16 protein-coding genes and 2 pseudogenes are annotated in these 17,851 nt (G+C 67.4%); 12 read left to right on the top strand and 6 right to left on the bottom strand.

The window, feature by feature from the left end; genetic code table 11:
* The 3 genes from ACLP25_RS27805 to bmt all read right to left on the bottom strand — a co-directional run.
* On the bottom strand, positions 1-355 hold a 355-nt coding region (locus tag ACLP25_RS27805), incomplete at its 3' end, for a sigma-70 family RNA polymerase sigma factor (protein ID WP_442472335.1).
* 170 nt (positions 356-525) lie between these two features.
* On the bottom strand, positions 526-1,527 hold the full coding sequence (locus ACLP25_RS27810; RefSeq protein ID WP_442472350.1) for an RluA family pseudouridine synthase: 1,002 nt from the start codon (positions 1,525-1,527) through the stop codon (positions 526-528).
* An 83-nt stretch (positions 1,528-1,610) separates the two neighbouring features.
* The gene (gene bmt / locus ACLP25_RS27815) at positions 1,611-2,606 is read right to left on the bottom strand and encodes a betaine--homocysteine S-methyltransferase (RefSeq protein ID WP_442472336.1); all 996 of its coding nucleotides are present in this window, start codon (positions 2,604-2,606) and stop codon (positions 1,611-1,613) included.
* A gap of 354 nt (positions 2,607-2,960) precedes the next feature.
* On the opposite strand from bmt, the gene ACLP25_RS27820 reads away from it, so the two are divergent.
* The 4 genes and pseudogenes from ACLP25_RS27820 to ACLP25_RS27835 all read left to right on the top strand — a co-directional run bounded on the left by ACLP25_RS27820 (position 2,961) and on the right by ACLP25_RS27835 (position 6,522).
* Positions 2,961-4,733, top strand: coding sequence for a B12-binding domain-containing radical SAM protein (locus ACLP25_RS27820; RefSeq protein ID WP_442472337.1), 1,773 nt, complete (start codon positions 2,961-2,963; stop codon positions 4,731-4,733).
* Positions 4,734-4,804: 71 nt separating this feature from the next.
* Positions 4,805-4,897 (top strand): annotated as a pseudogene (locus ACLP25_RS27825) (transposase); the annotation flags it as partial.
* Positions 4,898-5,066: 169 nt separating this feature from the next.
* Positions 5,067-6,047, top strand: a complete 981-nt coding sequence (locus ACLP25_RS27830; RefSeq protein ID WP_442472338.1) for a polysaccharide deacetylase — start codon at positions 5,067-5,069, stop codon at positions 6,045-6,047.
* Positions 6,048-6,252: 205 nt separating this feature from the next.
* Positions 6,253-6,522 carry a hypothetical protein gene (locus tag ACLP25_RS27835; RefSeq protein WP_442472339.1) on the top strand — a complete coding sequence of 90 codons (270 nt, stop codon included), beginning with the start codon at positions 6,253-6,255 and terminating at the stop codon, positions 6,520-6,522.
* Positions 6,523-6,675: 153 nt separating this feature from the next.
* Here ACLP25_RS27835 and ACLP25_RS27840 read toward each other — a convergent pair whose 3' ends face one another.
* Complete coding sequence (locus ACLP25_RS27840; protein ID WP_442472340.1) at positions 6,676-6,912, bottom strand: hypothetical protein; 237 nt, start codon at positions 6,910-6,912, stop codon at positions 6,676-6,678.
* Between the two features lie 255 nt (positions 6,913-7,167).
* On the opposite strand from ACLP25_RS27840, the gene ACLP25_RS27845 reads away from it, so the two are divergent.
* A complete protein-coding gene (locus tag ACLP25_RS27845; RefSeq protein ID WP_442472341.1) occupies positions 7,168-8,049 on the top strand; it encodes an SMP-30/gluconolactonase/LRE family protein in 882 nt (293 codons plus the stop codon).
* A gap of 12 nt (positions 8,050-8,061) precedes the next feature.
* On the opposite strand, the gene ACLP25_RS27850 is transcribed toward ACLP25_RS27845, so the two are convergent.
* The gene (locus ACLP25_RS27850; protein WP_442472342.1) at positions 8,062-8,460 is read right to left on the bottom strand and encodes a RidA family protein; all 399 of its coding nucleotides are present in this window, start codon (positions 8,458-8,460) and stop codon (positions 8,062-8,064) included.
* 139 nt (positions 8,461-8,599) lie between these two features.
* On the opposite strand from ACLP25_RS27850, the gene ACLP25_RS27855 reads away from it, so the two are divergent.
* The gene (locus ACLP25_RS27855) at positions 8,600-9,031 is read left to right on the top strand and encodes a MarR family winged helix-turn-helix transcriptional regulator (RefSeq protein WP_442472343.1); all 432 of its coding nucleotides are present in this window, start codon (positions 8,600-8,602) and stop codon (positions 9,029-9,031) included.
* Between the two features lie 69 nt (positions 9,032-9,100).
* The gene (locus ACLP25_RS27860) at positions 9,101-9,850 is read left to right on the top strand and encodes a hypothetical protein (protein ID WP_442472344.1); all 750 of its coding nucleotides are present in this window, start codon (positions 9,101-9,103) and stop codon (positions 9,848-9,850) included.
* Between the two features lie 22 nt (positions 9,851-9,872).
* Here ACLP25_RS27860 and ACLP25_RS27865 read toward each other — a convergent pair whose 3' ends face one another.
* The gene (locus ACLP25_RS27865) at positions 9,873-10,526 is read right to left on the bottom strand and encodes a TetR/AcrR family transcriptional regulator (protein WP_442472345.1); all 654 of its coding nucleotides are present in this window, start codon (positions 10,524-10,526) and stop codon (positions 9,873-9,875) included.
* Positions 10,527-10,665: 139 nt separating this feature from the next.
* Between ACLP25_RS27865 and ACLP25_RS27870 the strand changes: the two genes are divergently transcribed.
* The 5 genes and pseudogenes from ACLP25_RS27870 (at position 10,666) to ACLP25_RS27890 (ending at position 17,123) form a co-directional block, all read left to right on the top strand.
* Positions 10,666-10,950 carry a hypothetical protein gene (locus tag ACLP25_RS27870; RefSeq protein ID WP_442472346.1) on the top strand — a complete coding sequence of 95 codons (285 nt, stop codon included), beginning with the start codon at positions 10,666-10,668 and terminating at the stop codon, positions 10,948-10,950.
* A 25-nt stretch (positions 10,951-10,975) separates the two neighbouring features.
* A pseudogene (locus ACLP25_RS27875) lies at positions 10,976-14,136 on the top strand (efflux RND transporter permease subunit).
* 16 nt (positions 14,137-14,152) lie between these two features.
* A complete protein-coding gene (locus ACLP25_RS27880; protein ID WP_442472347.1) occupies positions 14,153-15,301 on the top strand; it encodes an efflux RND transporter periplasmic adaptor subunit in 1,149 nt (382 codons plus the stop codon).
* Positions 15,302-15,378: 77 nt separating this feature from the next.
* Positions 15,379-16,119 (top strand): glutathione S-transferase N-terminal domain-containing protein, encoded by a 741-nt coding sequence (locus ACLP25_RS27885; RefSeq protein ID WP_442472348.1) that lies wholly within the window; start codon positions 15,379-15,381, stop codon positions 16,117-16,119.
* The gene (locus ACLP25_RS27890) at positions 16,116-17,123 is read left to right on the top strand and encodes an LLM class flavin-dependent oxidoreductase (RefSeq protein WP_442472349.1); all 1,008 of its coding nucleotides are present in this window, start codon (positions 16,116-16,118) and stop codon (positions 17,121-17,123) included. The genes ACLP25_RS27885 and ACLP25_RS27890 overlap by 4 nt, the downstream gene beginning before the upstream one ends.
* The last annotated feature ends 728 nt before the right edge of the window (positions 17,124-17,851 follow it).

Below are 17,851 nucleotides of genomic sequence, written 5' to 3' on the forward strand. Positions count from 1 at the left end.
ACGAGCGCAGGATGTATTCCTGGATCGAGGCGCGGATCCACCACATCGCGTAGGTCGCGAGCTTGAACCCCTTGTCCGGCTCGAAACGCTTGACCGCCTGCATCAGGCCGACATTGCCTTCCGAGATGACCTCGCCGATCGGCAGGCCGTAGCCGCGGTAGCCCATGGCGATCTTGGCGACGAGCCTGAGATGCGAGGTGACGAGCTTGTGAGCCGCCTCGCGGTCGCCGTGCTCGCGCCAGCGCTTGGCGAGCATGTACTCTTCCTGCGGCTCCAGCATCGGGAACCGCTTGATCTCCTGCAAGTAGCGGGCAAGCCCGGACTCGCCGGCGATGACGGGAAGCGACGCGGCCATAAAATCCTCCAGTCGGAGCCCGGTCGAAGTCGGTCTCCGTCGGCGCTAGGGCCGGACCCGATTATCTTGGTCGGTCAAGCATGGCCGAAAAAAGGCCGGTCCACGACCGCAAAACGAAACTGAACCGGCATTGGATCACGCTGTGATGACGCTCACACCTTATGCACATCTCATGCGCGTGATCGCAGAGCCGCGATCAGCCGCATCAAATCTTTAGGCGCCGGGCTGTCGAATCGCAGCGGTTCGCCGGTAATCGGGTGCTCGAAGCCGAGCGCCGCCGCATGCAGCGCCTGTCGCCCGAGCGCCGCGAGCGCCGTTCTCGCGCCTTCCGGCAACTGGGCCGCTTTGGTCTTGAACCCAGCGCCGTACACCGAATCGCCGAGCAGTGGGTGCCCGGTCGAGGCCATGTGCACCCGGATCTGGTGCGTGCGCCCGGTCTCCAGCCGGCAGACCACGAGGCTCGCCGCTCCGAACGCCTCTTCGAGCCGCCAGTGGGTCACGGCATGGCGGCCGCGCTCCTCCGGCGCCACCGCCATTTTCTCGCGATGGCGCGGATGACGGCCGATCGGGGCGTCGACCTTGCCAGCCGGGACGTCGAACCCGCCCCAGACCAGGGCGAGATATTCACGTTCCAGCGGTCCGGTGCGGCCATGGTCGGCGAACAGGTCCGCCAGTCCCTGATGGGCGGCGTCGGTCTTGGCCACGACGAGGAGCCCGGACGTGTCCTTGTCCAGGCGATGGACGATGCCCGGGCGGCGCACGCCGCCGATCCCGGAAAGGCTCGAGCCGCAATGGCTGATCAGGGCGTTGACCAGCGTGCCCTCGGCATGCCCCGGCGCCGGATGGACGACGAGGCCGGCCGGCTTGTCGATGACGATCAGGTGCTCGTCCTCAAAGACGACGTCGAGCGGCAGGGCCTCGCCTTTGACCGGAGCGTCCTCCGGGGGAGGCGCCTCGAAACGGATCCGGGCGCCCTCGGCGAGCCGGGCCGCCGGATCGCGCGCCGTCGCGCCGTCGACCAAAACTTCGCCGGCCTCGATCAACGCCTTGATCCGCGTGCGCGACAGCGCGAGCCGCCGCTCGGCCGCCGCCCGGCCGAGAAACCGGTCGAGCCTTTCACCGGCGCCGGCGTGATCGACGTCGAACGCCTGCGGTCCAACGGCGGAGGCCAGCGCCGGCCGGGGTTCCGATGCGGCGATCGGCTCGGTCTCCGGCTCGTCCACGCCGCCCCAGGCGCGGCGCTTGGCCTTGGCATTCACGTCCGCTCCCGGCGGCGGCGCCCGCCGCCTTCGGCCGCGGGCGGCGCCGCGAGCGGGCCGAGCGCGGCGACGATTCGCTCGACGTCGGGCCGCGGGCCGGGACGCCACGTGTCGAGCCCCCGCCGGATGGCGGCGACGTGGGCGGGCGTGTTTCCGCAGCAGCCGCCGACGATCCGCGCGCCGCAATCGACCGCCAGCGCGGCGTAGCGCTCCATCAGCTCCGGCGTTCCGGAATAGTGGATTTCCGCGCCATGCCAGTGAGGCACGCCGGCGTTCGCCTTGGCGATCAGCGCCGCGCCCTGATCGGCCGCGCTCATGGCGAGGATCGAGACCAAAAGGTCGGAGGCGCCGACGCCGCAATTGGCGCCGAAGGCGAGCGGCTTCGGATCGAAGCCGCCGACAAGCGCGCCGAACGCGGCCGGGGCGACGCCCATCATCGTCCGTCCGGCCGTGTCGAAGCTCGCGGTGACGGTAAAGGGCGCGCCGACCCTGGCCGCGGCCAGCGCTGCGGCGCTGATTTCCTCGGCCGCCGACATGGTCTCGATCCAGACGACGTCGGCCCCGCCTTCGCGGAGGCCATCGATCTGCTCGGCGAAGACGTCGACCGCCTCGTCCTCGGTCAACGGGCCGAGGGGAGCGAAAATGTCGCCGGTCGGGCCGACCGATCCGGCGACGACGACGGGACGAACCGCCTTGTCGGCGACGGCGCGGGCGTTCTCGGCCGCGAGCCTGTTGAGTTCGCGCGCCCGCGCCTCGGCGCCATGCAGCGCGAGCCGCCGCCGGTTGCCGCCGAAGCTGTTGGTCAAGATGATGTCCGAGCCGGCGTCGACGAACGCCTGATGCAGCGCCCGGATGCGATCGGGATGGTCGGCGTTCCACAGTTCCGGGCTTTCGCCGGAGGCGAGGCCCACCCCGAACAGGTTCGTTCCGGTGGCGCCGTCGGCGAGCAGCGGCCGGTCTTCGGCCAGAAGCGTTTGCAGCATGGTTGTCATGGAAGCGGCCCGAAAAGGGAAGTCGGCGACAGTTAAGCGGGCGCTTCGACCGGCGCAAGGTCGGCGCGGCGTGGCAGGCGTTTCCGCGGCGCCGCCGGCGCCCTTCGCGCCTCGTCCTGAGCTTGTCGAAGGACATTCAAGGGGCGCGTACGGTCCCGCCCAATGGAACATCCTTCGACAAGCTCAAGACGAGGTTCTTGGATCACAACGCAACTCGTCAGCCAACTCGGCATTTACTCCGTTTTATCCTCGTCCATTGCGTCCAGTCGCTCGGCCTGATAGTTCTGGCGCCGCTTGTTTGCCGACAGACGACTACGAGGCCCGACCGAACCGTCTTCAGGAGACGATCTCGCCATGCCGGACATCGCCGAACGCCGCAGGTTTCTTGTTTTTCTGATCAAGCCGTCCCACTACGACGACGACGGCTATGTCATCCAGTGGCGCCGGTCGGCCCTGCCGTCCAATTCGCTCGCCTGTCTTTACGGCATCGCCAAGGACGCCATCGAATCCGGCGCCCTCGGGGACGACGTCGACGCCGAGATCTTCGCCATCGACGAGACCAATACGCGCGTCCGTCTGGAAGACATCGCCCGGCAGATCGCCGCCGCCGGCGGGCATGGGCTCGTCGGCTTCGTCGGCGTGCAGTCGAACCAGTTTCCGAGAGTGATGGACGTCGCGCGCCCGCTGCGGGCCGCGGGCGTGCAGGTCTGCATCGGCGGATTTCACGTGTCGGGCTGCCTCGCCATGCTGCCCGAGACGCCGGACTCGCTGAAAGAGGCGCTGGACCTGGGGATCTCGCTCTTTGCCGGCGAGGCGGAGGGACGCTTCGCCGACGTGCTTCGCGACGCCGCGGCCGGGACGCTGAGGCCGATTTACAACTATCTCGACAATCTGCCGAACCTCGACGGCGCGACGACGCCGTTCCTGCCCAAGGACAAGGTCGGCCGCTCGATCGGCATGATCTCCAGCTTCGACGCCGGCCGCGGCTGCCCGTTCCTGTGCTCGTTCTGCACCATCATCAACGTCCAGGGGCGCAAGTCGCGCTACCGCACGGCCGACGACATCGAGCGGATCGTGAGGGCGAACCACGCCAACGGCGTGCGCTATTTCTTCATCACCGACGACAATCTGGCCCGCAACCGCAACTGGGAGGCGATCTTCGACCGCCTGATCGCGCTGCGCGAGGAGGGTATCCACTCGCGCTTCGTGATCCAGGTCGACACGATGTGCCACAAGATCCCGCGCTTCGTCGAAAAGGCGGCCGCGGCCGGGGTCAAGCGGGTGTTCATCGGGCTAGAGAACATCAACCCCGACAGCCTCAACGGCGCGAAGAAGAAGCAGAACCACATCGCCGACTACCGCGAAATGCTGCTGGCGTGGCGCAAGGTGCGCTGCATCAGCTATTGCGGCTACATTCTCGGGTTCCCGAACGACACGCCGGAATCGATCGTCCGCGACATCAAGATCATCCAGCGCGAGCTGCCGCTCGACATTTTGCAATTCTCCTGCCTCACGCCGCTGCCGGGCAGCGAGGACCACGCCAAAATGGTTGCGGCGGGCGCGGCGATCGACCCGGACCTCAACAAGTTCGATCTCGAGCACGCCGTCTGCGACCACCCGCGTATGAGCCGCGCCGAGTGGCAGGACGCCTACCACCTGGCGTGGAGGACCTATTACACCGACGAGCACATGAAGACGGTGATCCGCCGCGCCGCGGCCGGCGGCCCGCGCGCCGACACGGTCTCCTTTCTGATGGTCATGTTCTGGGCGGCGAGCACGCTCTACAACATCTATCCGCTCGAGGCGGGACTCTTGCGCCGCAAGTACCGTCTCGACCGCCGGCCGAGCCTGCCGATCGAGAACCGGTTCGTCTTCTACCCGCGCGAAGCCGCGAAATTCGTCGCGAACCACACCAAGATCGCGATCAAGTTCGCGAAAATCTGGTGGTTTATGCGCGGCGTGCTCAAGGACCCGAACGCAAAGGCCTACACGGACGAGGCGTTGCAGTCCTCGGACTACGACCACATGGAGATTTTCCAGCTTTCCGACTCCGCCCGCGCGGCCGGCGCCAAAGCGAAGCGGATCGAAGAGCGGGTCCACGGCGCGCCGGCGGACGCAGCGGAGTAGGCGCTGCGGCGGGGGCGCGAGGCGCACGCCGCCGCAGCCTGCCAGTCAAGGCGCTCTGCGCCCTGGCGGACGCGCGCATCGGCCTCACCGTCCTCCACACCCGGGGCTCGGGACTGACCCATCCCCCGCATGAGCACGTCATCGTTCCCGGCGGCGGACTGTCGACTCGTCGGCGCCGGTGCCTTGAATTATCCTGTTGCCGAAACCCAAGGTTGTCTTGCGTTTACAGGCCGCGCTTTTTGCTCGCCGGAGGCGGTTGGAGCGCTGCGAGCTGGCCCTCGCGGCGCAGTTCCGTTATGATGGCGCCTGCTGGGGTCCCCATCCGATTTCACTGTGATTTTCCTTCACCGCCTCGTCGCGGCGCTCGCCGCGCTCGCCGGTCTTGCGATTCCGGCGCAAGCCGCCGACTGCGCCTTTCGGCTGAAGCCGGCTTCGCTCGCCGGAATCGCTGCGGTCGGCGACTACCGGCCGACGCTGCAAGCCTGTACGGCCGCCGACGGGGCCCGCGCGTTCGCGATCCGGACGATGACGGTCGGCGGCGAACCGGTGGCCCTTCTCGCCGACCCCGAGGCGCTGACGACACGGCTCGAGCGCGCAGCCTGCTGGACCTGCCGCGACGCGACCGAGGACGAACTCGCCTCGACCCGCGCCGGCCGCGCGATCGCGGCTTCGGCCGAGGCGCCGGGAATCAAGCATCGCGGCTTTCTCGAGAACGCCGGCATGACCCGCGGCGCGCGCGTTGGCGCCTTCGTCACCGGCGACCTCTGCCCGAGCCGGCGCCCGCTCGACCGCGGCTTCTTCGGCGAGCTCGAGGCGACCGGGCCGCGCGCGCCGGTCGCGCTGTCGATTTCCGGGCTCTGGCTCGAGCGTCACGCCGCGGACTTCCGCTGGCTTGAAGGCCAGCGCGACTCCGGCGCGCTCGACATCGTCTGGGTCAACCACACCTATACGCACCCTTATTGGCGCAAGCTGCCGGACGCGTCGAACTATCTCTTGAGCCGCCGGGTCGATCCGGAGCGCGAGATCCTCGACACCGAACGGCTGCTCATCGCCAACGGCGAGACGCCGTCGCTGTTCTTCCGCTTCCCGGGTCTGGTGTCCTCGGACCCCCTGATGCGGACGGTCCGGCGCTTCCACCTCGTGACGCTTGGCGCCGACGCGTGGCTGGCGATCAACCAGAAGCCTCGGCCGGGTTCGATCGTCCTCGTCCACCCCAACGGCAACGAGCCCGAAGGCCTCAGGCGTTTCGCCGCCGATTTTGCCCAAGGGTCCATCGCCCGGCCGCTCGAGCCGCTGACCGCCGCGCCGGAGTAGTTTTGGGTTTTCTCCATGAAAACCCGGCGCGAGTCGTTCGAGTTTCTAGAGAACAGTCCGCACTGTGACCCCCGTCATAGCGCGGCGCTCAGCAGCCGTGGCACGACAGCGGCGTCGTTTGCGGCGGCGACCTCGCCCGGCGCGCAGCGATCGAATGCCGACCGAAAGGCATGTCGTCACTCGAGCAGGCTGCGGAGCATCGATCATGAAGATCATCGTAGGCAATCCGGATTCCGACGCAGGCTGGCTCGAGATCGATACGGACACGGGCGAAGTCACAACCCATCCGGGCAACCGAGGCGGCGGCCCGGACGGTTTCTACGCGATCAAGGAAACGCTGGGCGCGTTGAAGCACGCGGCGATGATCCCGCACGAGGAGACGCGGAAGGCGATGATTCGTGCGGCCGGAGAGTATCTGCGAGGTCAAAAGAGCGAGATCTTGAGCCCGTTCCGGACGGTCGTCGCGATCTTCTGAACCAGGGTGTCTTGGCGAAGGTTTATCCGGCGGCGCGGCAGCCGGGAACGGGGGGACGGGAGCGCGCGCCCGTTGGTCCGGTCCCCCCGCGACCTGCAGAACCGTTTCGGCGACGTCGTCGACTGTTGAGCGTCCGACGACCGCCTCAGGCGCTTAGAGGGGCTTGTTGCGTTTTCCGATGATCTTCAGGATTTGTCGGCCCAGCACGATGCGCCGCGCGACCAAGCCGTGATGCCGCAGAACCTGCTGGAGCTGGCCGCCGGCGAGGCCGGCTCCGGCGATAATCCGGCCGGCGGCGGGCTGAAGGAACCGCGCATCATCGGCCCCTGTGTATTGCGCGCTCTCGATGTGACGGGCGTTGACGAAGGACTCTGCATTCAGAGAAGCCATCGTTCCCTTCCTCCCTGTGTGGAATTTCTCAATGGGCGCGAACGCCTCGTAGCCCTCAAGATAGACATTTTCGCGGCGCTCCGACCGGGAGACGTTTATATTGTTCGCGTTCGCGCAGCAAGACTGTCGTCCGATCGCTTGGCAGCCGTTTTGCGCTTCGGAAAGAGGGCGCAGCCGCCGCGCGAAGTTTTCGAGGGCGCCGACGGGTCAAAAGACGGTATGCCCGGGAACGGTCCGAACTCAGGAGAGGAAACGATGAGCCGCAACACGCGCGTGCTGTGCGAGGGACTCTACTTCGGCGAGGCCCCGCGCTGGCGGGACGGGCGGCTCTGGTTCAGCGATTTCTACGCGAGGGCGGTCAAGTCGGTCTCGCTCGCCGGCGACGTCCGCGTCGAGTTCGCGCTCGACGATGATGCTCCTTCGGGCCTCGGCTGGACGCCGGACGGCGCCCTCCTGGTCGTCTCGATGGCGAAGCGCCGGGTGTTGAAGCGCGCGCCCGACGGCGCGATAACGGTTCACGCCGATCTGAGCCCCGTGGCGGCGTTTCTTTCCAACGACATGGTCGTCGACGCGGAAGGCGGCGCCTACGCCGGCGACTTCGGCTTCGATTTCCACGACGAAGCCTTGAAGCGCGGCGAAATGGCTGTCTTCGCCGATCACCCTGCGACCAAGCTCGCACGCATCGCGCCGGATGGCCTCGTCACGGCCGTCGCCGACGAGATGCACTTCCCCAACGGGAGCGTGATCACGCCGGATGGCAAGACGCTGATCGTGGGCGAAACGCTGGCGGCGCGCCTGACCGCGTTCGACATCGGGCCGGACGGGACATTGAGTGGAAGGCGGGTCTGGGCGCCGACCTGGCCGCGCGCGCCCGACGGGATCTGCCTCGACGCCTCCGGCGCTGTCTGGATCGCCAACCCGGTCGGTCCCGAATGCGCCCGCATACAAGCCGGCGGCGAGGTCATGGATACCGTCGCGACGAGCCAGCATTGCTATGCCTGCATGCTCGGCGGCGAGGACGGCCGAACGCTCTTCATGATGACCGCGCCGAGTTCGATCCCCGCGCGCGCGGCGGCCGCCCCCAAGGGCCGAATCGACATCGCGACGGTCGATTCGCCGCACGCGGGCCTGCCGTAGCAGGGCGCCGCGTCATTCCTCGACGACCGCGTCCGCCTCGATCTCGACCAGCCACTCCGGATCGATGAAGCGGTTGACCTCGGCGAAGGTGCAGGCGGGCCGGATCGCGCCGAATATTTCGCCCTGGGCGCGCGCCGCCTCTTGCCATGTCGCCATGTCGGTCAGCAGGATCCGCGTGCGCGTCACGTCCTCGAGGCGGGCGCCGCAGTCCATGAGCGCCCGGCCGATGATGTCGAGGCAGAGCCGGGATTGGGCGTAGACGTCGCCGACATGGGCGGCCCGCCCGTCCCGGCCGATCGGCGCGGTGCCGGATACCGAAACGAACGGGCCGACCCGGACCGCGCGGGAGAATCCGATTTTCGGTTCGAGCGGCGAGCCCGAAGACACCGTCCGCCGTGTCCAACGCGTCATGAGTGCGGCTCCGCTTCGCCGGCCCATCGGGCCGAGCGCGACCATAGCGCGACGATGGCCGGTTTCAACGCCGCGCGCGTCGCTCGTCGGCCCCGCCCACAGGCTTGACGGTCCCAAAGGGTGCATATACACTCACTGCATGGAACGCGCGACCGACCTTGCCGAGTGTCGCAACTGCCTGTGCCTGGCGGCTCGCAGCGCTGCGCGCCGGATCACGGCGGTCTACGACCGCGAACTGCGGCCCCACGGCCTCCGCGCCACACAGTTCACGATCCTGACCATGCTCATGATGCGGGGCCAGACGACGGTCGGCGCGCTCGCCAAATCGCTCGGCATGGATCGCACGACGCTGACCCGCAACGCCGCCCTCATCGCCGCCAAGGGCTGGATCGCCGTCACGGCGGACGGTGGGGACGCGCGCCTGCACGTTCTCTCCATCACGCCCGCCGGTGAGGCCCTGGCGCGGGAAGCCTTTCCGGCGTGGCGCCGGGCGCAAGAGCGCGTCTCCACGGCGTTCGGTCCGGTCGGCGTAGCGGCGCTGCATCGTCTTTCGGACGCGCGCATGACCTGAGGCGCCGGCAACGCCTTCGTAAGGGAAAGGCCGCGCCCAGATAGGTGTACCTACACGGAGGAAACTGCGATGTTGAACATGATGGGCGACATTTCCGGCATGACGGCGATCGCGATCAATCTCGTCGCGATGGCGAGCGTTCTGGCGACCTCGCTTCGCCGGCGCGTTGTGCTCGCCGGCGCGGCCGGAGCGTGGATCGGCCTCGCGACCGGGCTCGGCGCCGCGGGCGCCCTGACGTTTACGCCCGGGCAGCCGGTCCCCCTGATCGGCCTCATGGCCGCCGCGCCCGTGATCGCCACGGCCGCGTGCTGGTTCTGGGTTCCCGGATTCCGCGACGCGCTGATGGCCCTCCCGATGCCGATGCTGATCCGGCTCGACGTCCTGCGCGTCATCGGGGCGCTGTTCCTGTCGCTTGCGGCCGTCGGCCGGCTCAGCGGGCCGTTCCCCTATTCCGCCGGCCTCGGCGACATCATCACCGGGGTTCTGGCGATCCCCGTCGCGAGGGCCGCCGAGCGCGGCGCGGGCCGGGTCGGGCTCTGGAACGCCTTCGGCGCGCTCGACCTCGTCGCCGCGATCGGTCTCGGACTGGCCTCGGCTCAGGGAAGCCCGCTGCATCTCATCGACGCCGGCGTCGGGTCGCAGGCGATGCAGTTCCTTCCGTTCTCCCTCGTCCCGACCGTGCTGGTGCCGTTCTACCTGATCACCCACGGCGTCGTGGCGGCGCAGTTGGCCGACCGAAGGCGGCGGCAGCGGCCGTCCGGCGCCGCGTCCGAAGACGCGCGATTCGGCGCTCACGCACCCAACACGGCGAGAAACTGACTTTGCGCTCGCAGCCTCAGGATCAGGTGCGGCCGCCGCTGTCCACGCGGGCGTCCGACGCAGAAGCCTTTCGCAAGGGCACGCCGAAGGACGCGATCAGGGCCTGGCTTGTGCGTACGAGATTGGCGCTCGGTCCTTCGGTCCCGACGCTGCGCCGGCTGACCCGCGCGCCCTCGATCAAAAGAAAGATCGTATCCGCGAGCAGGCCGGGCTGGGTGGCCCCGGCGGCCTCGCAGAGCCCAGCCAGACGATCGCGTTGACGGTTCTTGAATTCCTCGATCACTTTGAGGCCGGGGTGCCCGGTCTCGGTCAATTCGACCGCAGCGTTCGCAAAATCGCAGCCGCGCTCGTCCTCGGCGATGAACCGCCCCACTGCGTCGATGTAGGCGTACAGCTGGCCGACCGGATCGCCCGGGCTCGCGGCTTCGATCTCCGCCCAGAGTTCGTCGGTCTTTCGCCCCGTGTAGTTGAGATACTCGAGGATCAGATCGTCCTTCGAACCGAAATGGCGGTAGAGCGTCATCTTGTTGGTGCCGGCCGCCTCGGCGATCGCCTCCACCCCGACGCCGCGGATGCCGTGACGGTGAAAAAGCTCCTGCGCGCACGCGACGATTCTCTCACGCGGCGGCTCGACGTCGGCGTCGCCGCGTTCCGGTCTTGCAGGTTTCTTCGCCATGGCCCTTGACTGCGATGTTACCGATCGGTATTTAATGAGCGTTACCGATCGGTAACACCCCCTCGCGCCGGAAGTCAACACAAGACGACGGCCCCGCCGCCGCGCGAGACGTTTTGCCGCAACCCCGAAAGGAAGCGCCATGTCGCAGCGCCTCAGCCAGACCATCGACGAACTCCTCGGAGATTCGCTGATCCAGGCCGTCATGCGGGCCGACAACGTCGAGCCGCTGGCGTTGAGGACGATGCTCGCCGACGTCGCCGGCCGCATCGCGGCTCCGCGGGCCGACAGCGAGTCCAAGTCCGCCAACGTCGTGTTCGCAAGACCGGCGATCGACCGGCGAGGGCCGTCGCGAGGCGCCCTCCAGCCGGCGCGCCTCCGCCCGCCGGCGGTCCTGGGCCCGTGCGGCTCGGCGCTCTGCGGCTGAAACCAGAGTCGGCGACGCCGGGCTGATGGTCGGCTTTTTCATACACCGTCCGATTTTCGCATCGGCGATCGCCGCGATCATGGTGCTCGCCGGCGCGATCTGCTTCTTCGCGCTGCCGGTCTCGCAGTTTCCGGAGATCACGCCGCCGCAGGTCGTTGTCAGCGCCAACTATCCGGGCGCAAGCGCTGAGGTCGTGGCGGACACTGTCACCACTCCGCTCGAGGAGCAGATCAACGGCGTCGAGGGCATGACCTACATGTCCTCGGCGAGCTCGAACGACGGCTCCTCGACCATCACCGTCACCTTCAATGTCGGCTATCCGCTGAACATCGCCGCCGTCGACGTGCAGAACCGCGTGTCGCAGGCCGCGTCCTCCCTGCCCGCGATCGTCAATCAGGGCGGCGTGACGATCAAGAAGCAGAACCCGAATTTCGTCCTCATCGTCAACCTGATCTCGCCCGACAAGTCGGTCGATTCGGTGACGCTGTCGAACTACGCCTATCTGCAGATCGTCGATCAGTTGAAGCGGTTGCCCGGAGTCGGCGACGTTCAGATCTTCGGCGAGCGACGGTATTCGATGCGGGTCTGGGTCGATCCGGACAAGCTCGCCAATCTCGGCGTGACCGCCGTCGATGTCGAGAACGCCATCGCCGAACAGAACGTCCAGGTCGCCGCCGGCAAGATCGGCCAGTCGCCCGCGCCGCCGGGGACGCCCTTCGAGCTCCAGGTCAACGCCGCGGGCCGTCTGTCCGACCCGGAAGAATTCTCGAACATCATCGTCCGCGCCGATCCGTCCGGCGGCGCTGTGGTGCGGCTCAGGGACGTCGCCCGCGTGGAGCTCGGCGCGCTGCAATATTCGTCGTCCGCCTATTTCGGCAAGGATCCGACGGTCGTCCTCGCGATCTTCCAGATGCCGGGCTCCAACGCGCTCGATCCGCAGCGCCGGGTCAAGGAGAAGATGGACGAGCTCGCGACGCGTTTCCCGCGCGGAATCGCCTATGCGATGCACTACGACACGACGCGCTTCGTCTCCGCCGCCATGCACGACGTCGTCGCGACGCTGATCGAGGCGCTCGCGCTCGTTGTGTTTGTTGTTTTCGTCTTCCTGCAGAGCTGGCGGACGACCATCATTCCGACGATCGCCATTCCCGTCTCGCTGATAGCCACGCTCGCGGTGATGGAAGTCTGCGGCTTCTCGCTCAACATGCTGAGCCTGCTCGGCATGGTGCTCGCGATCGGTCTCGTCGTCGATGACGCGATCGTGGTCGTCGAGAATGTCGAGCGTCAGCTGGAAGCGGGGCTTCCGCCGCTCCAGGCGGCCAAGACCGCGATGGCGGAGGTCACGGGTCCGATCATCGCGACGACCGCCGTGCTGATGGCGGTGTTCGTGCCGGTGGCGTTCATTCCCGGCGTCGCGGGTCGGCTCTACAACCAGTTCGCGCTGACCGTGGCGATCTCAGTCGGCATCTCCGCCTTCAATTCGCTGACGCTAAGCCCGGCGCTCAGCGCGGCGATGCTGCGCCACGGGCCCAAGGGGTCGTTCTTTCTCTTCCGCTGGTTCAACCGGGGCTTCGATTGGCTTTCACACGCCTACGCGCGTTCGGTCCGGCAGTTCATACGGTTCGGCTGGGTTCTGGTCGGCGTGTTCGTCCTGATCGTCGCCGGCGCCTACGGCGTGTCGCGGTCGATCTCGACCACCTTCCTGCCGGTCGAGACCAGGGCTATTTCTTCGTCGTCATCCAGGGCCCGGACGGCGCCTCGCTCGAGCGCACCGACGCGGTCGCGCAAAAAGTTCGCGACATCTTGCAGGCGACGCCCGGCGTCCAGATCGCCGGATTCATCAGCGGGCTCAATTTTCTCACCAACGCCGCACAGTCGAACTCGGCGGTCGAGTTCGCGGTGCTGAAGCCGTGGGACGAGCGCGGCCCAGACGAGAGCGCCTCGAATCTGGTGGCGCAGGTGCGGCCGAAACTCCTAGCGATTCCGGAGGCTTTTGCGCTCAGCTTCGATCCTCCCTCGGTCAATGGACTCGGCACGACGGGCGGATTCGAGTTCGAGGTCGAGGACCTCGCCGGCAAGGGCAGCGCCGCTCTCAACGACGCGACCCAGGCGCTGATCGCCGCCGCGCGCAAGCAGCCGGAGCTCAACCCGCAATCGCTGTTCACCTCGTTTTCCGCCTCGACGCCGCAACTCTTCTACAATCTCGACCGGACGAAGGCGAAGCTCCTGGGCCTCAGCCTGCCCGACATCTTCAACACCCTGCAGATCGATCTCGGCTCGCTCTACGTGAACGACTTCAACCTGTTCGGCCATACGTTCCGGGTGACGCTGCAGGCCGACAGCGCCTCGCGCGCCTCGACCTCCGACTTGAACAAACTCTACGTGCGCAACGGGACCGGCGGCGTGGTTCCACTGAGCGCCCTGGGAACGCTGAAACCGATCGTTGGCCCGGAGACCGTCCCGCATTACAACAACTACGCTTCCGCGCTGATCAACGGCGCGCCGGCGCCGGGCTTCAGCTCGAGCCAGGCCGTCGCGGCCGTGCAGCGGGCCGCCGCAGAGGCCCTGCCGCGCGACTTCGGTTACGAATGGACCGGCGTGACCTATCAGGAGCTCAGCGCCGGATCGATCGCGACCGTGGTGCTGGCGCTGGCGATCGTCTTCGTCTTTTTGATTCTCGCCGCGCAATACGAGAGTTGGACGATGCCGTTCATGGTGCTCTCGTCCGCTCCGCTGGCGCTGATCGGCGCGCTCGGAGCGCTGTGGGTGCGCCAGATGCAGATCGACGTCTATTCGCAGATCGGCTTCGTCATGCTGATCGGCCTTGCGGCCAAGAACGCGATCCTGATCGTCGAGTTCGCCCGGCGCCGGCGCGAGGAGGGCCTCAGCATCGTCGATGCGGCGATGGAGGCGGGGAGGCTTCGGCTGCGGCCGATTCTGATGACCGCCTTCGCCTTCATCTTCGGCGTCATTCCGCTCATGTTCGCCACCGGCGCCGGCGCCGCCAGCCGGCAGTCGCTCGGCACGACGGTGTTCGGCGGCATGGTCGCGGCGACCGCGCTCACCCTCATCTTCGTGCCGGTCTTCTACGCGCTGATCGAGCGGGCGCGCGAAGGCCGGACCGCGGAGATGGCGTCTCCCCACGCCGCGCCCCATCTCGTGCCGCGCCCCGAAGCGGCGGAATGATCGCTGGAGTCCCCGAATGCGCTTCCTGACCGCGACCCTCGCCTCGCTCGTCGCCCTCGGCGCGGCCGGAATTGCCGGCGTCCAGATCGCCGGCCACTACCTTGGCGGAGCGAAGGCCTCGTCGCCGGCCCCGCCGATGATGGCGATGCCCGTCCCGGTGGCGGCGGTCGTCAAGACGACGCTGCCGATCTATCTCGATTATCCGGGGCGGATCGAAGCGATCCGCAGCATCGCGCTGCAGGCGCGCGTCTCCGGGTACATCGACTCGCAACCCGCCGCGGACGGGGCGGACGTGAAGAGCGGCGACCTTCTTTACCGGATCGACCCTCGCGATATGCAGGCCGCGCTCGACCAGGCCGAGGCGCAAGCCCAGCGCGACGCCGCCTCGCTCGACTACGCCACGGCCAATTTCGGTCGGGGCGAGGAGCTGGTGAAGAGCGGCTACGTCACGAAGGATGTCTTTGACCAGCGGTCGAGCGCCATGCGCCAGGCCGAAGCCGCGCTTGCGCTCGACCGCGCCGCGATCGCCGCGGCGCGGCTGAATTCGGGCTACGCCGAAATCCGCGCGCCCTTCGGCGGACGGCTCGGGCGCAATCAGGCCTCGAAAGGAGCGCTCGTCGGACCGTCGAGCGGCCCGCTCAACACGCTCGTCGAGCTCGACCCGATCTATGTCGCCTTCAACCCGAGCGAGTCTGACCTCGGCCGGATCGCGGAGGCGCGTGCGGCCGGCAAGGTGGAGGCGGAAATCTCCCTCGCCGACAGTTCCGAGCTGGTCCGCAAAGGCGAACTGACCTTCCTCGACAACGCCGTCGACAAGGCCACCGGCACGATCGCCGCGCGCGTGACGATCGCCAATCCCGATTTCGTCTTGCTGCCCGGGCAATATGTGCGCGTCCGTCTGCACATCCGCGACGAGACCGACGCTCTGATGGCGCCGCAGGCGGCTCTCGGCTCCAGCCAGATGGGCAAATACGTCTTTGTCGTCGGCGCCGACAGCAAGGCCGAGATGCGTCTCCTGACGCTCGGACCATCCGCGGGGCCGCTGGTGAACGTGGTCAAGGGACTCGGCGAAGGCGATCGCATCATCGTCGGCAACTTGCAGAAGATCGGGCCGGGGTCGCCGGTCCAGGCCTTGCCGCCGGGAGGCGACAAGCCGAAGTTGTAATCCGACGCATGCGTCGAGGCCGCTCCTTGGAATGCGGCGTCGTCGGCGCCATCCGTCCAGCCAGAAGGAGCCCCTCGATGATCCACCTGCACTACTGGCCGACGCCGAACGGCAAGAAAGTCACGATTTTGCTCGAAGAGCTGGGCATCCCCTACACGATCGTCCCATGCAACATCGGCAAGGGCGACCAGTTCAAGGACGAGTTTCTGAAGATCGGTCCGAACAACCGCATGCCGGCGATAGTCGATGACGCTCCGGCCGACGGCGGGGCGCCGATAGCCGTCTTCGAGTCCGGCGCGATCATGATGTATATCGCCGACAAGGAGGAACGCTTCTATCCGCCGGAGCTGCGCAAGCGCACCGAGGTCAACCAGTGGGTCTTCTGGCAGATGGCCAACCAGGGGCCGAAGTCGGGCGAGTGCGGGCATTTCCGCCGTCTCGGCGACAGGCAGGGCGATCAGTCATACGCGGTGCGCCGCTTCACCGACGAGGTGAACCGTCTTTACGGCGTCCTCAACAACCGGCTCTATGACCGGCGCTACATCGCCGGCGACGAATACACGATCGCCGACATGATCAGCTACCCTTGGACAGTGAACTGGCAGGGGCAGGGGCAGGACATTTCGGAGTTCAAGTACTTCAAGCGCTGGCTCGACGAGCTCAGCGCCCGTCCCGCCGTGCAGCGCGGCCTCGCCGTCTCCGCCGGACCGCCGGAGGACCTCGACAGCCTGCCCCAGGAAGAAAAGGATCGGCGCGCAAAGCTGCTCTACAACCACCGCGCCCGTCCGGCGCCGGAGGGGGGCCTTCTCACCCTATGACCGCGCCCACGATCCCGCTCTCGATCCTCGAACTCGTCCGCGTCACTGAGGCGGTCGACGCGCGCGGCGCGCTCATGAATGCGCGCGACGTTGCCGCCCACGCCGAGCGCTGGGGCTACCGCCGCATCTGGGTGGCGGAGCATCACAACATGCCGGGCATCTCCAGCGCCGCAACGTCCGTCGTCCTCGCCCATATCGCGGCCGGGACGACGACCATCCGCGTCGGGGCGGGTGGGATCATGCTGCCGAACCATGCGCCGTACGTGATCGCGGAGCAGTTCGGGACGCTGGAGCGGCTCTTTCCCGGCCGGATCGATCTCGGGCTCGGCCGCGCGCCGGGAACGGACCAGCTCACGCTGAGGGCGCTGCGCCGTTCGCCCGAATCGGCGGAAACCTTTCCCCAGGACGTCCTCGAACTGCAGGCGTTTTTGGCGCCGGTCGGGCCCGGCCAGCGCATCCAGGCGGTTCCCGCCGCTGGAACGAATGTCCTGGTCTGGATCCTCGGGTCGAGTCACTTCGGCGCGATGCTCGCCGCCGAACTCGGCCTTCCCTACGCCTTCGCCTCGCACTTCGCGCCGGAGGAGCTGATCCCGGCGCTCGCAATCTACCGCAGCCGGTTCAAGCCGTCCGATCAGTTCGAGCGCCCCTACGCGATGGTGGGCGTCAACGTCATCGCCGCGGAAACCGACACGGAGGCGCGCCGCCTCGCCACCACCCAGCAGATGTCGTTTGCCAACATTTTTCGCGGGGCGCGGGGCTTGAGCCAGCCGCCGATCGACGACATCGAAACCTACTGGTCGCCGGCGGAAAAGGCGCAGGCGATGCGCATGCTCGCGCGCTCGATCGTCGGCTCCCAGGAGACTGTCCGCGAGGGGATCGCGGCGCTCGTCGCGGAAACGCAGGCGGACGAAGTGATCGTGGTGTCCGACGTCTACGACCACGCGGAACGGCTCAGGTGCTTCGAGCTCATCGCCGAAGTCGCAAGAGCGACGCCACCGGCGTAAAGGCCGCGTCTACGCGCCTCAATAGCCCTGCTCGACCTCGATCGCGTGAACCGGCGCGTGGGCGACGGTCACGCCCGCGGCGACGCCACAACCCATCGTCACCGCCACCAGAAGGACAAGTATCCTGAGCATGACGCCCTCGCGAACCGCCGCCTTCGCCTCGGGATGAGCCCCTGCTGGCTTAACCGATCGCGGCGATCGAACGGCTTGTCGATCTCGCCTTTTCGGCTCGCGCGCTGTGAGGCGCGTCACGGCGCGCAACCAATAACGCGGATCAAGGCCCGGCGTTTCCCTGAAAGGCGCGGAAATTTTGGCTTCGCCCGATGTGGCAACGCGCGCGAATTCAGGGATTAGCCTCGACCCCGGGGAGTTCGACCGCCGATCCTCGGCCAAGATGGTGAAGCCGTAGGGGTCCGCGCCTGCCGCTGGGGACCCGCCTGGATCCGAGATTGGAGGCCCGCAATCGGTAGAGTAGGAGTGTGGCTCGGTGGCTTTAGCCCTACTTTCTCAATTGGAACAGGCTGGCGGCGAAGTTTGGGTCCGGGAGGGGGGAAAACACGAGTCGGTTCAATGAGGGGGCTTTGAAATTCCCCTGTAGTGGAGACCAAGTATCTTTTCAGAAGACCGGTTTAGCGTAGACTGAGGTCGCCATGTATTTGCGACCGAATCGGCGTCTCAAGGACGGCAAGGAGCATCGGTACTGGAGCATTGTCGAGAGCAAGCGCTGC

Source organism: Roseiarcus sp. (assembly GCF_052145395.1).
In the GTDB taxonomy this organism is placed as follows: domain Bacteria; phylum Pseudomonadota; class Alphaproteobacteria; order Rhizobiales; family Beijerinckiaceae; genus Roseiarcus.

What these genes read in the sequence shown, in the direction of transcription:
- ACLP25_RS27845 (WP_442472341.1), top strand. Translation starts at nt 7,168, where the DNA reads ATGAGCCGCAACACGCGCGTGCTGTGCGAGGGACTCTACTTCGGCGAG.
- ACLP25_RS27850 (WP_442472342.1), bottom strand. Translation starts at nt 8,460, where the DNA reads ATGACGCGTTGGACACGGCGGACGGTGTCTTCGGGCTCGCCGCTCGAA.
- ACLP25_RS27865 (WP_442472345.1), bottom strand. Translation starts at nt 10,526, where the DNA reads ATGGCGAAGAAACCTGCAAGACCGGAACGCGGCGACGCCGACGTCGAG.
- ACLP25_RS27835 (WP_442472339.1), top strand. Translation starts at nt 6,253, where the DNA reads ATGAAGATCATCGTAGGCAATCCGGATTCCGACGCAGGCTGGCTCGAG.
- ACLP25_RS27860 (WP_442472344.1), top strand. Translation starts at nt 9,101, where the DNA reads ATGTTGAACATGATGGGCGACATTTCCGGCATGACGGCGATCGCGATC.
- ACLP25_RS27885 (WP_442472348.1), top strand. Translation starts at nt 15,379, where the DNA reads ATGATCCACCTGCACTACTGGCCGACGCCGAACGGCAAGAAAGTCACG.
- ACLP25_RS27870 (WP_442472346.1), top strand. Translation starts at nt 10,666, where the DNA reads ATGTCGCAGCGCCTCAGCCAGACCATCGACGAACTCCTCGGAGATTCG.
- ACLP25_RS27880 (WP_442472347.1), top strand. Translation starts at nt 14,153, where the DNA reads ATGCGCTTCCTGACCGCGACCCTCGCCTCGCTCGTCGCCCTCGGCGCG.
- bmt (WP_442472336.1), bottom strand. Translation starts at nt 2,606, where the DNA reads ATGACAACCATGCTGCAAACGCTTCTGGCCGAAGACCGGCCGCTGCTC.
- ACLP25_RS27890 (WP_442472349.1), top strand. Translation starts at nt 16,116, where the DNA reads ATGACCGCGCCCACGATCCCGCTCTCGATCCTCGAACTCGTCCGCGTC.
- ACLP25_RS27820 (WP_442472337.1), top strand. Translation starts at nt 2,961, where the DNA reads ATGCCGGACATCGCCGAACGCCGCAGGTTTCTTGTTTTTCTGATCAAG.
- ACLP25_RS27840 (WP_442472340.1), bottom strand. Translation starts at nt 6,912, where the DNA reads ATGGCTTCTCTGAATGCAGAGTCCTTCGTCAACGCCCGTCACATCGAG.
- ACLP25_RS27855 (WP_442472343.1), top strand. Translation starts at nt 8,600, where the DNA reads ATGGAACGCGCGACCGACCTTGCCGAGTGTCGCAACTGCCTGTGCCTG.